The 14,754-nt window shown below is 64.3% G+C and carries 14 protein-coding genes; 11 read left to right on the forward strand and 3 right to left on the reverse strand.

Annotated elements, in window-relative coordinates:
- Window positions 1-52: 52 nt before the first annotated feature.
- The 3 genes from AAFU51_12755 to AAFU51_12765 all read left to right on the forward strand — a co-directional run bounded on the left by AAFU51_12755 (window position 53) and on the right by AAFU51_12765 (window position 2,709).
- Window positions 53-1,711: an HD domain-containing protein gene (locus AAFU51_12755; protein MEO1572127.1), complete on the forward strand. Its 1,659-nt coding sequence runs from the start codon at window positions 53-55 to the stop codon at window positions 1,709-1,711.
- Between the two features lie 329 nt (window positions 1,712-2,040).
- A complete protein-coding gene (locus AAFU51_12760; GenBank protein ID MEO1572128.1) occupies window positions 2,041-2,163 on the forward strand; it encodes a hypothetical protein in 123 nt (40 codons plus the stop codon).
- 117 nt (window positions 2,164-2,280) lie between these two features.
- Window positions 2,281-2,709 (forward strand): carboxypeptidase-like regulatory domain-containing protein, encoded by a 429-nt coding sequence (locus AAFU51_12765; GenBank protein MEO1572129.1) that lies wholly within the window; start codon window positions 2,281-2,283, stop codon window positions 2,707-2,709.
- A gap of 1 nt (window position 2,710) precedes the next feature.
- On the opposite strand, the gene AAFU51_12770 is transcribed toward AAFU51_12765, so the two are convergent.
- Window positions 2,711-3,931 carry an acyl-CoA dehydrogenase family protein gene (locus AAFU51_12770; GenBank protein ID MEO1572130.1) on the reverse strand — a complete coding sequence of 407 codons (1,221 nt, stop codon included), beginning with the start codon at window positions 3,929-3,931 and terminating at the stop codon, window positions 2,711-2,713.
- Window positions 3,932-4,061: 130 nt separating this feature from the next.
- On the opposite strand from AAFU51_12770, the gene AAFU51_12775 reads away from it, so the two are divergent.
- The 5 genes from AAFU51_12775 (at window position 4,062) to AAFU51_12795 (ending at window position 8,934) form a co-directional block, all read left to right on the forward strand.
- Entirely contained in the window at window positions 4,062-4,298 is a 237-nt protein-coding gene (locus AAFU51_12775; GenBank protein MEO1572131.1) for a DUF433 domain-containing protein, read from the forward strand.
- Window positions 4,298-4,621 carry a DUF5615 family PIN-like protein gene (locus AAFU51_12780; GenBank protein ID MEO1572132.1) on the forward strand — a complete coding sequence of 108 codons (324 nt, stop codon included), beginning with the start codon at window positions 4,298-4,300 and terminating at the stop codon, window positions 4,619-4,621. The genes AAFU51_12775 and AAFU51_12780 overlap by 1 nt, the downstream gene beginning before the upstream one ends.
- 49 nt (window positions 4,622-4,670) lie before the next feature.
- Window positions 4,671-5,141, forward strand: a complete 471-nt coding sequence (locus AAFU51_12785) for a hypothetical protein (protein MEO1572133.1) — start codon at window positions 4,671-4,673, stop codon at window positions 5,139-5,141.
- A 210-nt stretch (window positions 5,142-5,351) separates the two neighbouring features.
- Window positions 5,352-7,568: a M3 family metallopeptidase gene (locus tag AAFU51_12790; protein ID MEO1572134.1), complete on the forward strand. Its 2,217-nt coding sequence runs from the start codon at window positions 5,352-5,354 to the stop codon at window positions 7,566-7,568.
- A gap of 190 nt (window positions 7,569-7,758) precedes the next feature.
- A complete protein-coding gene (locus AAFU51_12795) occupies window positions 7,759-8,934 on the forward strand; it encodes an HNH endonuclease signature motif containing protein (protein ID MEO1572135.1) in 1,176 nt (391 codons plus the stop codon).
- Here AAFU51_12795 and dcm read toward each other — a convergent pair.
- Complete coding sequence (gene dcm, locus AAFU51_12800) at window positions 8,924-10,126, reverse strand: DNA (cytosine-5-)-methyltransferase (GenBank protein MEO1572136.1); 1,203 nt, start codon at window positions 10,124-10,126, stop codon at window positions 8,924-8,926. The two genes, AAFU51_12795 and dcm, sit on opposite strands and share 11 nt — an antisense overlap.
- A gap of 240 nt (window positions 10,127-10,366) precedes the next feature.
- On the opposite strand from dcm, the gene AAFU51_12805 reads away from it, so the two are divergent.
- The 3 genes from AAFU51_12805 (at window position 10,367) to AAFU51_12815 (ending at window position 14,222) form a co-directional block, all read left to right on the forward strand.
- The gene (locus AAFU51_12805) at window positions 10,367-12,130 is read left to right on the forward strand and encodes a DEAD/DEAH box helicase family protein (GenBank protein ID MEO1572137.1); all 1,764 of its coding nucleotides are present in this window, start codon (window positions 10,367-10,369) and stop codon (window positions 12,128-12,130) included.
- 566 nt (window positions 12,131-12,696) lie between these two features.
- Window positions 12,697-13,638 carry a helix-turn-helix domain-containing protein gene (locus AAFU51_12810; GenBank protein MEO1572138.1) on the forward strand — a complete coding sequence of 314 codons (942 nt, stop codon included), beginning with the start codon at window positions 12,697-12,699 and terminating at the stop codon, window positions 13,636-13,638.
- 245 nt (window positions 13,639-13,883) lie between these two features.
- A complete protein-coding gene (locus AAFU51_12815; GenBank protein MEO1572139.1) occupies window positions 13,884-14,222 on the forward strand; it encodes an FKBP-type peptidyl-prolyl cis-trans isomerase in 339 nt (112 codons plus the stop codon).
- 127 nt (window positions 14,223-14,349) lie between these two features.
- Here AAFU51_12815 and AAFU51_12820 read toward each other — a convergent pair whose 3' ends face one another.
- A complete protein-coding gene (locus AAFU51_12820; protein ID MEO1572140.1) occupies window positions 14,350-14,727 on the reverse strand; it encodes a DUF779 domain-containing protein in 378 nt (125 codons plus the stop codon).
- Window positions 14,728-14,754 lie beyond the last annotated feature (27 nt).

Genomic DNA, 14,754 nt, shown 5'->3' on the forward strand with positions numbered 1-14,754 from the left:
TATCCTGTACGTTTGCTCGCCTCACCGCCTCACCGCCTCACCGCCTCACCGCATGACCCTGCCCCACGAAGACGTACTTCGCCGCGTCGGTGCGGTGGCCGACCGCCTCGGCCTGGAGGCATACTGCGTCGGCGGCGCGGTGCGGGACGCGCTCCTCGGCCGTGCCACGAGCGACCTCGACTTCGTGAGCGTGGGCTCAGGCAGCGGTATTCAGTGGGCGAAGGCCGTCGCGAAGGAGGTCGGCGTGCGGACGGCCCACGTCTACGCCAACTTCGGCACAGCAGGCGTCCACCTGCCGCCAGAGCAATATGGTGGTGACCACGACGACGCGCCGGTCGTACTGGAGTTCGTCGGTGCGCGGCGCGAGTCCTACGACCGCTCATCCCGCAAGCCCGCCGTCGAGGACGGCACACTCGACGACGACCAGCGGCGGCGCGACTTCACGATCAACGCCCTCGCCGTCTGCCTCAACGGCGCCATGAATGAGGACGGGAGCTTCGGCGAACTCGTCGATCCATTCGGCGGCCTGAGCGACCTCGCCAGCGGGCTCCTCCGCACGCCGCTCGACCCGGCGGAGACGTTCGACGACGACCCGCTGCGGATGCTGCGCGCGGCCCGCTTCGCCGCCCAACTCGGCTTCCGCGTGGACGACGACGCGTTCGCCGCCATGCGCCAGCACGCCGACCGCATCGGTATCGTGAGCCAGGAGCGGATCACGGACGAGTTGCAGAAGCTCCTCGCTGCGCCAGTGCCGTCGGTCGGCTTCAAGATCCTCTACGACACCGGCCTCCTCGACCGCATCCTGCCCGACCTCACCGCGCTCGCAGGCGTCGAGGAGGTGCGTGGGCACAAGCACAAAGACAACTTCTTCCACACGCTCGAAGTCGTCGACAACCTCGCGCACTTGCAGCAGCAGCTAGGCGTCGCGGGCGAGCGCGCCGCGGGCGAGGCGCTCTGGACGCGCTGGGCGGCGCTCTTCCACGACATCGCGAAGCCCGACACGAAGCGGTTCATCCGAGGCCGCGGCTGGACGTTCCACGGGCACGAGGACCGCGGCGCGCGGCGCATCCCGAAGCTCTTCCGTGCGCTCAAGCTGCCGATGGACGAGCGCCTGGAGCACGTCCGCGAGCTCGTCCGGCTGCACCACCGCCCCGTCGCGCTCGTGGACGACGAGGTGACCGACTCTGCCGTGCGACGCCTGCTCTTCGAAGCTGGGGACCGCATTGACGCGCTCATGCGGCTCGTCCGCGCCGACATCACGAGCAAGAACCCGCGCCGCGTCCGCCGCTACCTCAACGCCTTCGACCGCGTGGAGGCCAAGTTCATCGAGGTCGAAGAGAAGGACCGCCTGCGCCACTTCCAGCCGCCCGTAGACGGCCACGAGATCATGGAAACGCTCGGCGTCACGGAAGGCGTGGCCGTCGGCATCGTGAAGGAGCACATCCGCGAGGCCATCCTCGACGGCGCCATCCCCAACGAGCACGATGCGGCCTTTGCGTACATGATGGACATGAAGGACGAGGCCCTCCGGCGCGGCGCGCTCTTCGAGACGGTCATCCGCACGCTTCGGGGCCGCGAGAAAGCCGCCATCGGTGCGATCAAGGAAGAGCTCTTCTGGGGCGAGGTCCCCGAGGACCCTGACGCTGCCCACGCCCACCTGATGCGCATCAAAGACGAAGCGCTAGCGGAGCGCTTCGGTGAGGAGGTGTAACGCCCCACTGCGGTTTTCCATCTTTGTCATGCTGAACTTGATTCAGCATCTCAGCGAAGCCCCGTAGCACCGTAGTCGTCAGAGATCCTGAAACGAGTTCAGGATGACATAGTCGCGACTCATCAAGAGGACATAGTATCATGCTGTGCTTGATTCAACATCTCGGCACCAACTTATACACGATGGATGACGTCGACCTCGTCGGAAAAGTCGGAGAGTATGGAATGGTCCTCGCAGCCATACTCATGGCTGTAGCTCTTCCATGGGAGTGGTACAAGATGTACAAGTCGCGAAAGTCTAGGAAGTAGCCTTCGTCGTGGTTACCCGAAGTGCCCATCGATGTCCTCATTACCTTTCACAAGCGGGCATATGAGGCCCTCGGCGCTGCCCAGGCCCACCTGATGCGTGTCAAGGACGAGGCGCTAGCCGAGCGCTTCGGCGAGGAGGCGTAGCCGCAAACTCGTTCTGACTGCGGAAGACTCCGTATGCCCGGGCAGCGTAGTGCCTTGCGTAGTCAAGCGGCACGGGGCTAGGCTGAGCGCATTGCCCCAACTCTTCTCGCTCCCGCTATGCGTCTGCTTCTCGCTGTCGTCGTCGTCGTCCTACTCCTCGCCAGTCCGCCTGCGCTCGCCCAGGAAACCGGCAAGCTGGTGGGCATCGTCACGGACGACACCGGCGAACCGCTCCCCGGCGCGAACGTGGTCCTCGACGGCACGAAGCACGGTGCTGCGACCGACATCGACGGGGCGTTTGTCCTCCTCGACGTCCCACCCGGGACGTACGACGTGACAGCTTCTTTCGTCGGCTTCGAGCGTCGCACGCAGCAGGTCGTGATCGCTGCCGGCGCAGCGTTGGCCCTAGACTTCGCCCTGCCTCCCGACCGGTCTGTCCCAGACTGCCACGTCATCGGATACTGGCGGCCGTTCTTCTCGAACGACCCATACAGCTCGGTCACCCTCACGGCCGAGAAAATCACGCGGCTCCCGGTGGGGTGGTAGGCTATCGCGTCACGCCGTAGCCCTTGAGCACCTCACGGGCGACGACGGTCTTGTGCACCTCGTCGGGGCCGTCGTAGATGCGCGCGCCGCGCTCGTGGCGGTACCAGAACGCGAGCGGCGTGTCGTCGAGGACGCCGAGGCCGCCGTGCACCTGGATGGCGCGGTCGAGGACACGCTGGAGCAGGTCGGCGACGAGAAATTTGATCGCGCTCACCGCCGTGCGCGCTGCCCGTTGCCCGTCCCGCTCAATGCGCGCGGCGGTGTCCATCACCAGGAGCCGCGCCGCGTCGATCTGCGCGCGGCTCTCGGCGATCCAGACCTGCACCTGTTGCTGCCCCGCGAGCGGACTGCCCGGCGACAGCTCCCGCTCCACGGCGCGGCGGCACAGCAGGTCGAGAGCGCGCTCGCAAACGCCGATCCAGCGCATGCAGTGGTGGATGCGCCCCGGCCCCAGCCGCTCCTGCGCGAGGAGGAAGCCGCCGCCCTCCGGCCCGAGCCGGTTCGCCACGGGCACGCGCACGCCGTGCAGCCGGATCTCGGAGTGCGAGAACCAGCCCTGCCCCTCGTCGCCCATCACGGGGAGGCGGCGGACGTGCTCCACGCCCTCAGCAGCGGTCGGCACGAGCAGCATCGACGCCCGTGCATAGGGACTCTCGGCGTCCGGGTTGGTCACCGCCATCACGATGCAGAAGGCCGCGCCGTCGAAACCTGTCGTGAACCACTTGTGGCCGTCGAGGACGTAGGTGTCGTCCCCCCCAGAAACAGACTCGCGCCGCGCCGTCGTGGAGAGATAGCGCGGGTTCGACCCGGCGTGCTCGGGCTCGGTCATCCCGAAGCACGAGCGGACCGTGCCGTGCAGCAGCGGCTGCAGAAACTCGCCCCGCTGCGCCTCGGTCGCGTGCGCGAGCAGCAGCTCGACGTTGCCCACGTCGGGCGCCTGGCAGTTGGTGGCGATGTGCCCGAGGAGGCTCCACCCGAGCGCCTCGCTGATGCGCGCAAAGTCGGGCAGCGACAGTCCCGGTCCGCCGTGCTCGGCGCTGAGGTAGAGGTTCCACAGCCCCGCCGCCTGCGCCTCGGCGCGCACGTCGGCCAGCCGCGCTTCGAGCGTGTCGTAATCGTGTGCCAGGAGGTACCGTTCGAGCGGCACGCACACCTCACGGACGAAGGCACGCACCTCACCGAGCAGGGTGTCGCGGTCGCGGGGGGAGGCGGTGTCGTGCATGACGAGGGTCGTATCAGGAAAGGCTGCGCAATATGGTACGGCCTCTGCTTTGCCTCGTGCTCCCAACCACCTCCGGGGATCGAGCGAGAGGCGAGCGCGTTCTCCGCCTCAACCAACCTTCTGTTGCCCTATGGACCGCGCCAGCGTCTACCATACCCACCCCGGCTTGCTTAGCGGCACGCCCGTCTTCACCGGTACTCGCGTCCCTGTGGACTCGCTGATCCAGCACCTCCGGGCAGGCGTCACGCTCGATGCGTTCCTGGACGACTTCCCAAGCGTCAGCCGAGCACAAGCCGAAGCATTCTTAGCGCTCGCCCTCAACGATGCGCTTGCACACACGCCCCACGACGTTGCAGTGGCTGCCTGATGCGCGTACTCCTGGACGAAAACCTGCCGCGCAAGCTCAAACGGGCGTTCGCCTCCAGTCATGATGTCGTCACCGTTCAAGAACAGGGGTGGTCCGGCGTGCTCAACAGCGAGCTTCTGCGCCGGGCCGACGCGGCATTCGATGCGTTCGTGACGCTGGACCGTGGAATCGAGTACCAGCAGGATCTCACGGCGCTCTCGATTCGGATCGTGATCGTCCGCGCGCGCTCGAACAAGTTGGACGACCTCCTGCCTCTCGTGCCGTCGATTCAGGTCGCGCTCGAACGGCTTGCGCCCGGTGCGCTCGCCCACGTGTCGGGCTGACTCTGTGCCGACCGACGCTCCCATTCTGCCACCCGCTCGTCTCGGTGTCATGCCCATTCCGTTGAAGCGGCTCAACGCGCTCCGCACCGGGCGTTCGCTCGCGGCTGAGATCCCAGCCAATAAACCGGGGCGGCGAGCTTTTGTCGTCGTGGTCCCGCAGTGCCCGTCACCGTATGAGCAACCCGAGGCCTGGCTCTACACAGACCGCCAGTACGGATCCGTTCGACCTACGCCTGTGCTTCGAAGCCCCTCGTTCATCACCGGTTTCGAGGTCTTGCGTATCGAGCACGACGCGCAATACACATACAGGGAATGGGGGTGGGACGCTGACCTCGTGCTGGCAGACAAGTCGACGCGGACGAAGAGAGTGCTCGTCGATGCAGAGGGCGAGATCGAGACAGCGCTTGCACCATGGCTGGACGACGTAGAAACGCTCGGTCCGCCTCAAGACCATGACAGCGCACTCGTGAATAGCCCGCATCTCGGGCGACCGGAAGAGTATCCGCATCTGTGGAAGTAGTCCTGACACGAATCCGTTTCCTGATACGAATCCGTTTGGGCGTCCAGGCAGACGCACGGGATCGTACCTCGTCGGATCGCCCTGTGCTCACGAGGAGCCGAAATCGACGGTCGCCGCGGCGTTTTCGCGCAACAACGGACAAGCCGTGGGCGTCATGAGGGCGCTACGCTTGAGCCCCGCTCTCTCGTCCAACCACCTGATTCTGAACCGATGCACATCGACTCCTTGCTGCTTGCCCTGGTGTCTCTTCTTTTTCTGTCGCCAGGCAGCACAGCCCACTTGAACGGGGCCCACCTCGCCGACGACGGCGAACCCGCCACCGTCGAAACCCAGGACGTTGACGATCCCAGCGATGACCCGCCTGAGGACAACCCGCTGCTGATGGTGTGGGATACGCCGTTCGGTACCCCGCCGCTGGATCTCATCGACGAGGCCCACTTCCTGCCGGCCTATGACGTGGCGCTGGCGAATCATACCGCCGAGATCGAGGCGATTGCCACCAACGCGGAGGCACCCACGTTTACTAACACGATGCTGGCGATGCAGCAGGCGGGGCGCGACCTCGGCCGCATCTCGCGGGTGTTCTTCAACCTGACTAGCTCGGCCTCGAACGACGAGATCCGCGCGATCCAGCGCGAGATGAGCCCGCGCCTCGCCGCGCACAGCGCCTCGATCACGCTCAACCCGGCGCTGTTCGCCCGCATCGACGCACTCTATCAGGCGCGCGAGACGCTCGACCTCGAACCGCAGGAGGCGCGGCTGCTGGAGACCACGCACGAGGACTTTATCCGCGCCGGGGCCCAGTTGGAGGGCACGGACCGCGAGCGCTTTGCCGAGATCCGCTCGTCGCTAGCGGGGCTGTACACCCAGTTCGCCCAGAACGAGCAGGCCGACCGGGAGGCGTGGACGCTCGAACTGAGCGAGGAGGACATCGCGGACCTGCCGGACTACATCGTGTCGGCGGCGGCCGGGGCGGCGGCGGACCGCGGCATGGAGGGCCACGTGATCACGCTGGCCCGCTCCAGCGTGGAGCCGTTCCTGCAGGCCTCGCCCAACCGCGAGCAGCGCGAGATCGCCTGGCGTGCCTGGACCCAGCGCGGGTCCAACGCGAACGACAACGACAACGAGGACACGATCCGCGAGATTCTGGCCCTCCGCCTGGAGCTTGCCAACCTACTCGGCTTCGAGACCTTCGCCCACTACCGCACCGCCGGGACGATGGCAGGCACGCCCGAAGCGGCGATGTCGCTGATGGAGCAGGTCTGGTACCCAGCCCGCGACCGCGCCCTCGAAGAGGCCGCTGACATCGAAGCGCGCATTGAGGCAGCCGGGCTCGACCACGAGCTGCAGCCCTGGGACTGGCGCTACTACACCCAGCAGGTCCGCGCCGAGCGCTACGACCTCGACGAGAGCGAGGTCAAGGCCTACCTCCAACTCGACAACATGATCGAGGCGATGTTCTACGTCTCGCAGCGGCTCTTCGACCTCACGTTCGTCGAGCGCGACGACATCGCGACCTACCACCCGGACGTGCGCGTCTGGGAGATGCGCAGCCCCGACGGCGAGATCGCGGGCCTCTTCTACGGCGACTTCTTCGCCCGCCCGGGCAAGCGCGGCGGTGCCTGGATGTCGAGCTTCCGCGCGCAGAACGGGATCACCGGCGAGATCCCGCTCATCCTGAACAACTGCAACTACAACAAGCCCGCCGAGGGCGAGGCCGCGCTGCTGTCGTTCACCGACGCCGTGACGCTCTTCCACGAGTTCGGCCACGGCCTGCACGGGCTGCTCTCCGACACCGCGTTCCCCTCGCTGGCGGGCACGTCGGTCGACCGCGACTTCGTGGAGTTCCCGGCGCAGATCTACGAGCACTGGCTCTCGCAGTCGGAGGTGCTGGAGCGCTTCGCCCTGCACCACGAAACTGGCGAGCCGATGCCGGACGCGCTGCTCGCGCGCGTGCTCAACGCCACGCAGTTCAACCAGGGCTTCGCGACGGTCGAGTTCCTGAACTCGGGTTTCGTGGACCTGGCCTACCACCTGAATACCGATCCGGCCTCGCTGGAGATCGACGCCTTCGAGGAGGAGGTGCTGGCCAGCCGCGAGAACCTGGAGGACATCCCGATGCGCCACCGCTCGACGCACTTCCTGCACACGTTCGCGGGCGAGGGCTACTCCTCAGGCTACTACAGCTACCTCTGGGCGGGCGTCCTCGACAACGACGGCTTCGCGGCGTTCGAGGAGGCGGGCGACATCTTCGACCCGGTGCTCGCGCAGAAGCTCTACGAGAGCGTCTTCTCCGCCGGCGACACGCAGCCCGCCATGGACGCCTACGTCGGCTTCCGGGGCCGTGAGCCGAACGTGGACGCGCTGCTGCGCAACCGCGGCTTCATCGAGGCCGAGGTCGGGGACGACGACGGCACCACGCTGTAACGCGTCACGCCGAGATCCGACGATCCAGACCGTGAGCGGTCCTCCTCAACGCCGAGGGGGACCGCTTGCACGTTGTTGAAGGCATGCAAGCGAAAATAGACAAAGAGAATGTGTGTGCGCTGCCGAGCCCGCCTCGGCAATTCCGCTAGGGGTCTTAACTTGCGCTGTGCAGGCCAGATGACCCAATCCCATGAGAATAGTACTTCGAACAAGTGGAGGACGCGGTGAATACGAGCTAGCAGGTTCTCAAGGTAGCCTGACCCGTTCCGACCTTTTCGACCGCGAGTTGGTACTTGAGCCTGTTCCGGGTACCTCTATTGCGACTGACAACTACGCACGAGACGTTCAGGGCAAGCCTCGAATTCGTCTTGGCGATAAGCCGGGAAGGTACAGCCACACCTATCTCGTTCTGGCAGGCCTTCTTCTTCTCGCAAAGCCTAAACGCGAGTTAGGTGATACAAATCACGATCGCCTTCAACTGATCGACAATGGATATTCAATCACTTCTATCCTGATTGACGTTACTGTTTTCGATAGTAACCAGGTTGTTGTCCGTCCTACTGATCTTGTAGTTTCCAACTTCGGCGGTGAACATGCACGCGTAGATGTTGTTGAGCGTCTAGAATTGGTCTATGAGCTTTGGGGGGCTGCTCACCGGAGTCCTGACTCCGAGGTAAAGCGACTCATTCTGAGCCACAATACCGCCTTCGAGAATGGTGACGCCCCCGAACTCGTTCGCTTAGCTCGAATCATCAGACGCCTTATCACTAGTGACGAGGACCCGTTGACGCAACTCCTTCGTCGTTTCGGGGCTGGTGGCGAGGCCGCGACTGGAGCTGGCGTCCATCGTGAGTTTGTCGAGGCAGGCATTGAGGAAGATGATTCTAGAAGTGTTCGAGAGGCCGCTGTAGATACCATTCGCAAGTGGCGCAAGGTCCAGATGCGAGGTGCACAGGCAGAGCGTTTTCGTCGAGAGGTGCAACATGCCTACGGCTTCACCTGCCTTTTTACTGGCTATCATCTTCCTCCAACGTCGGTCACGCGAACTCCGGGAGTAGACGCTTCCCATATTCTTCCGTGGGCACATCATCGTATCAACGACGTGACCAATGGTATTTGTCTCAACAAGCTATGCCATTGGGCCTTCGACGAGGGTGTATTGCGTCTTGCCTTCGACGCCTCCTCGAACGATTACCTGCTTTCGATCCCCAACGCCGTCTTAGAGGCTGGCGGTAGCGGTCAGATTGATCTGTCTCCTTTCAAGCCACTGGTTGGACCAATACCTCGACACCGACTCCCTTCAAATCAGGCTCATTGGCCCGACCCCGCTTTCATCACACGCTTCAACCGGGGCTTCAGCGACTAATCGCAAACTCAGGTTCTGCTGTCTGCTGACCATCACCTGCTACATTTCTAGCGCGATCCAAGTAAAGGCGGATACGATGTGCCAGCCACTCAGCTACAGGCGGCGTCACGGCGTTGCCAAGAGCATGGTACCGAGCCGAATCAAGTGCATCGCCGTCTAGTGTGCTGTTTTCGGGCAACGTCCAACTCGGAGGAAAAGCCATCACCCCCTCACACTCATAGGGCGTAAGTCTTCGCACGTCGCCTCTATTCGGATAGCAAACGTAGTTGCGGCTCCAATCCGTTCCAGTATGCCTCGCCGACGTAGCGTACAGACAATAGGCAATAGATTGGATTACTGGTCCTTCTCCGCTAGTATCTCCAACGACTTTCTTAAATGGGGACGGAGATTTCTTCCCATTCTGTCCACTCGCCTTAGGATTCCCCTGGCTGCGTTCGGGCTCAAAAAGTATTGACGCCGGACCTCCCCCGTCTCGATAACACCCGACAATGTAGACGCGCTGGCGCGACTGGGGGACTCCGAAGTTTTTGCTGTTAAGAGTACGCCATCCAACAGCATACCCGAGTTCGGCCAGCGTTTCGAGGAGCACTCCAAAATCTCGTCCTTTGTGCGAACTGAGGAGACCTGCAACGTTTTCGATAACAAGAACTCGGGGCTTGCCTTCTCTAACCAGTCCAGCAAACTCATAAAAGAGGCGAGACTTGCTTCCTCGAAGTCCGTCTCTCTTACCCATTCTTGCAAGAGAGAGGTCTTGACACGGGAAGCCTCCGACCCATACGTCGGAAAGAGGGATTGTTGCATGGTCTAGTGTGGTGATGTCATCCCAACGTGGGACCTTGGGCCAGTGTGCCTCCAGCACAGTATTGCAAAACGGTTCAACTTCGCATTGAAAGCTGACCTCAAAGCCTTCTTGTTCAAAACCAATGTCGAATCCACCGATTCCGGTGAAGAAGGAAGCAACCTTGTACGTAGTGAAAGGGGTTGTCGAATACGGGGCCTTCGGGTCCGCGACAAGCCCTCCTTCCTTGAAAGCGCGGAATGTCTCTAGATCGTTCTCCGTGAACACCCGGTAGCCGCTACTCGGATTCCGATGAACCTCTTCTACTTTCCCCTCCCTAATCCACCGGCCAATCGTCCCGTAAGAGACGCCTATCGCCTTCGCGGCCTGTCGCTGGGAGTAAGTACTGCTCATGAAAGGAGATGAGACCGAGTTCGCCAAACCTGTATCAAGCTGTATCACTCCAAAGTTACGAAACCGCCCCCAGAGTATCAAGAAAGCTGATTCCAGTCTCTACGTTGGCCTCCAAAATATCTCAAAACTTATCCGAATGTTTTTTGTCCTGCCCAAACGAGTGACACCCGGATCGCGCCTCGTCGGATCGCGTAGGTTAGCGCCTGCTCGCCCCTCCGCCACCCCGTCTTCCGCCGCCGCATGTCGCACGCGCCCGTCTCGACTTCTCGACCGGTGCCGACGCTCTTCGACCTCCCCGGCATCCGCCTCCAGGGCGGCTTCCGCTTCCGCCGAGGCCAGCAGGCGTTCCTGACGCGCCTCGCCGCCGCCTTCGAGCGCGGGGAGCGCAACCACCTCGGCGTCTTCGTGCCGGGCTACGGCAAAACCATCACGGCGCTCGCCTCGTTCGTGATCGCCTACCGGATGCGCGTCGCCAAGAAGCTCGTCGTGTTCGTCCCGCGTGGCAACCTCCGCGACCAGTACGCCGACCCCACCGAGCTGAGCCAGGTCTTCCGCAACCTCGGCGCGCCGCCGTTCTCGTTCTGCGTGGCCGACTCGGACCGCGTGTTCCTCAAGAACATCGACACGCAGATCGTGGTGACGACCTACCAGTACGCCAGCGGCGAGGGCGGGCACGCGGCGCTGCTCAAGTACTGTCGCACCGCGCCGTGCCTCTTCGTGTTCGACGAGGTCCACCACCTCGCCGACGACGGGCTGTGGGCGCAGCGCATCGCCGACCTGCCGTTCGAGGCGAGCGTCGCGCTCTCGGGCACGCCCATGCGGAGCGACAACAAGACGCTGTTTGGGGTGCCTTTCGACGCGGGGCCGGACGGCGCGCAGTACTACCGCGCGCTGCACGAGGTCACGATGCGCGAGGCGCACGCCGAGGGCGGCATCCTCAAGGAGGTCGAGGCGCACGTCGTGGACTACCACCTCCAGATGGTGCGCGAGGACACCGGCGAAGAGGTCGAGCTCTCGCTCACGGGCCTCATGGAGATCGCCCGCTCCAAGCAGGAGGTCGACGTCTACCTCGCCCGCCGCAAGCTGCGCTTCCACGAGGTCTACCTCGAAACGCTCCTCGCGCCCGCCTTCGAGCGCTTCGCCGAGAAGCGCCGCGAACTCGAACGCCTCTACCGCGAAGCCGGGGGCCAAGGTCGCCCCGAGCGCCAGCACCAGATGCTCGTCATCGCGATGAGCAACAAGCACGCCGCCGCGATGCTCGACTTCGTGCGCCGCCGCTTCCCGCACGTCCGCTCGGACCGCATCGGCCAGGACCGCCCCGCTGGCGAGAACGCCGAGCTCCTCGATGCCTACCGCGAGGGCCAGCTCGACGTGATGGTGCAGGTCGACATGATCGGCGAGGGCACCGACATCAAGCCCATCTCGGTCATCGTCAAGGCCGACCTCGTGCGTGCCTACTCCAAGACGATGCAGCAGCTCTTCCGCGGCATGCGCTTCTACTCGGGCTTCCCGGCGGAGGCCAACGTCTGCGACATCTACGCCGCGGGCGACATGGGCATCCGGTCGTTGCTGGAGTGGCTCACGAGCGAGCAGCAACTCGGTATCCAAGCCAAGAAAGAGGCCGAGCGCACGTCCCCCGAGAAGGCCCCCGCCGAGCCGAGCGAGCGCAGCCCGTGGGTGCTCAAGCAGGTGCAGACGAGCGCCCGCGAGCGCCACCGCCTGGAGTTGTTTGGCGAGGGCGAGACGAGCACGTTCACGCTCCGCACGCAGTCTGCTGGTGCGCGCAACGTGGCGGCTGAAGAGCAGGCGCTCCGGCAGACCTGCGCCGACCTTGCCTCCGAACTCGCGCACGCACTGGGCGGATCGTACCAGAGCGCCGTCCGCCGCGTCCACGCTGCCTCGAAGCGCAAGTTTGGCAAGGGGCAGGACGAGCTCAGCCTCGGCGAGCTCGCGCGCAAAAAGGTATGGTTGAAGCGCTGCCTACGCGCTGGGCGACTAGCGTAACAGGAGGCATGTTTGATTTATGGTGTGGCTCGTAGGACGGACGCGGACGGCCCTTGCACACAGGTGCTTACGCTCAGATAGTGAAGCTTCTGATAGGGCTGACTAGGTACACTACTGCATATTGAGCTCACATTGATTATACATCCGTTCGGCGACGCCGAGCGAACGGTCTGTCCAGCAGAGGCCTAGGGCATGGGTGGGGTTCTATGGCCCAGGTCTCGCTAGCCTGGAAGGCGTGGCAGCCCCGAGATCTCCGCGATCTCGGGGCTGCTGGGGTTTTACGAGGCTGGGCGATTACTTTTCGGGACTTTGCTCGGCAGGTCCCCCCCCGCTTGTCCGCCTGCGACGGCGCCCAAGCTGGCGTGAACCTGCGGTTTGAGGAGCGGAGCGCGGCAGCGCGGAGACGATGCAGGACGGGGGAGCCGAGGCCGGCAAGTGTCTAGCACTCATCCTGCGCAGGAGCCTAGCTGGACGAAATGGTCGCTTGCCTCAGCGTTTACATCCCCTTACCATGGGGTCCCTGCGTGCTTCACGTATCCTCCCTTAATGGTTTTCCCCCAATGCCTGTGTCCCCCTCCATCGCGGCGGCACTCCCGGTCCCCTCGCAGCGCCCGCTCTACCGGCTCGTCGAGAACCGGACGACCTTCGGAGGCCATGACGTGGAACTGGCGATCTACGACACGCTCCGCCCTGCCGAGCGCGTCGCGCTGAAGGCGGACCACCCGCTCTACTGCGGCATGGTCACGGGCGTGAAGCACATCCACACCGCTCAGGGCGAGGTCTTCCCGTTCGTCCCGCAGGAGTCGCTGGTGTTGGCTCCCGGCGAAGAGATCTGGATCGACTTCCCCGGCGCGAGCGACGCCGCCCCGACGACGTGCCTCACGATCGGCGTAGAGGAAGACAAGGTGCGCGATCTCGTGGCGCGCTTCAACGACACCATGCCGCGCCACGACGGTGCCTGGGCGGTGCCCGATGCGCGCGTCGCCCACTTCGGCAACACGGCGAGCGTCGAGCAACTACTCGCCACGCTCACGCGGCTCTTCACCGAGAACCCGCCCTTCCGCGACGCGCTCATCGACCTCAACGTGTCGGAGCTGTTGCTGCGGATGCTCCAGACGCAGGCGCGTGCGCTGCTGCTCGGGCAGACGGCCATGCTGGCGACGCAGAACAGCCTCGCTGCCGCGGTGCAGCACGTCCGCGATAACCTGCACCGCCCCATCGAGGTCGCCGAGGTCGCCGGTGCCGCGTGCATGAGCGTGTCGAGCCTCTACCGCTACTTCCGCAACGAGCTCGGCATGACGCCGCTCGCGTTCATCCACCGCGAGCAGATGCAGGAGGCCCGGCGGCAACTCACCGACGTCCAGCGATCCGTCACCGAGGTCAGCTTCGCGCTGGGCTTCCGCAGCGTGAGCCACTTCATCCGCCTCTTCCAGCGCCACATCGGCACCACGCCAAAGCAGTATCAGCTAGGGCTCGTGCGTCCGTCGGGACCGGATGCGCGTGCGTGACGGAAATCCTGCCGCTGCGCTCTCATAGCCATTCTCCATGTGACCGGGCTGCACGGCTTGCTCCCCCCGCTTGTACGCCTGTGACGGCGCACAAGCTGTCCCCCTCACGGGTGAGGGGGACAGTCCGAGGAGCGGAGCACGAAGTGCGGAGGCGACGCAGGACGGGGGGAGCGGTAGGGACCGGCACGCCTTCTCAACACGAGTGCGATCTTGGAGGGCACGTCCCATCTACACTCGTTGCTCCCATGCGCCTCGCAATCCCTGTTCTCGCGCTCTGCGCCCTCCTCCTCACTGCCTGTGAGGCAAAAGAGGAAATCACCGTCGCGACGGCTGACAGCACCGTCATCGTCGCCTACGAGGGCACGCTCCCCGACGGCACCGTGTTCGACAGCAACGACCGCGCGCGGCTCCCGCTGCCGAACATGATCCCTGGCTTCCAGACCAACATCACGGGCATGACCGTCGGCGACACGAAGACGTTCGAGGTCCCGCCGGAGGAAGGCTACGGCGACCGCCCGCCGCCCGGCATCCCGCCCGCCACCAACCTCACGTTCGAGGTGACCCTGCTCGACATCGTCGAGTGACCGCAGACGCATCCTGGTGGCTGATGTGCTGAGGGCGTATTACGTGTTGCGTGTTGACCTCGACCCGCTACGCAACACGTAATACGCAACCGACAGAGAAGCGGTAGCCTCGGAATTGACTCCAAGCTCAGGCGTCTACCCGCTCGACGGGGACGAGATCGTCCATCTCTTTCTCCGTGTAGACGCGGCTGTCGGTGAGGAAGCGCACGCCGAGCGGGATCTCCAGCGAGAAGCTCGATCCGCGACCGGGGCGCACGTCGATGGTGAGCTGCGTGTGCTTCCAGTACTCGAATTGGCTCTTCTCCATGTAGAACGGGCAGCCGTGGATCTCGCCGAGCTTCACGTCGGAGCGGCCGAGGCGGAAGTCGCCGTCGGCGTAGCACATCGGCTGGGAGCCGTCGCAGCAGCCGCCGGACTGGTGGAACATGAGCGGGCCGTGGTCGGCGCGCAGTTGGTCGATGATCTTGGTGGCTTCGTCGGTGACGAGCACGCGGGGGACAGGCATGGGGGAAGGGAGAAGGATGAAAGCAGA

Source organism: Bacteroidota bacterium (genome assembly GCA_039821555.1).
In the GTDB taxonomy this organism is placed as follows: domain Bacteria; phylum Bacteroidota; class Rhodothermia; order Rhodothermales; family Rubricoccaceae; genus JBCBEX01.

Bases quoted from the DNA above. Each gene is read 5' to 3' on its own strand.
- AAFU51_12820 (MEO1572140.1), bottom strand. From the start codon at position 14,727: ATGCCTGTCCCCCGCGTGCTCGTCACCGACGAAGCCACCAAGATCATC.
- AAFU51_12785 (MEO1572133.1), top strand. From the start codon at position 4,671: ATGCCCATTCCGTTGAAGCGGCTCAACGCGCTCCGCACCGGGCGTTCG.
- AAFU51_12780 (MEO1572132.1), top strand. From the start codon at position 4,298: ATGCGCGTACTCCTGGACGAAAACCTGCCGCGCAAGCTCAAACGGGCG.
- AAFU51_12765 (MEO1572129.1), top strand. From the start codon at position 2,281: ATGCGTCTGCTTCTCGCTGTCGTCGTCGTCGTCCTACTCCTCGCCAGT.
- dcm (MEO1572136.1), bottom strand. From the start codon at position 10,126: ATGAGCAGTACTTACTCCCAGCGACAGGCCGCGAAGGCGATAGGCGTC.
- AAFU51_12755 (MEO1572127.1), top strand. From the start codon at position 53: ATGACCCTGCCCCACGAAGACGTACTTCGCCGCGTCGGTGCGGTGGCC.
- AAFU51_12775 (MEO1572131.1), top strand. From the start codon at position 4,062: ATGGACCGCGCCAGCGTCTACCATACCCACCCCGGCTTGCTTAGCGGC.
- AAFU51_12815 (MEO1572139.1), top strand. From the start codon at position 13,884: ATGCGCCTCGCAATCCCTGTTCTCGCGCTCTGCGCCCTCCTCCTCACT.
- AAFU51_12770 (MEO1572130.1), bottom strand. From the start codon at position 3,931: ATGCACGACACCGCCTCCCCCCGCGACCGCGACACCCTGCTCGGTGAG.
- AAFU51_12790 (MEO1572134.1), top strand. From the start codon at position 5,352: ATGCACATCGACTCCTTGCTGCTTGCCCTGGTGTCTCTTCTTTTTCTG.
- AAFU51_12805 (MEO1572137.1), top strand. From the start codon at position 10,367: ATGTCGCACGCGCCCGTCTCGACTTCTCGACCGGTGCCGACGCTCTTC.
- AAFU51_12795 (MEO1572135.1), top strand. From the start codon at position 7,759: ATGAGAATAGTACTTCGAACAAGTGGAGGACGCGGTGAATACGAGCTA.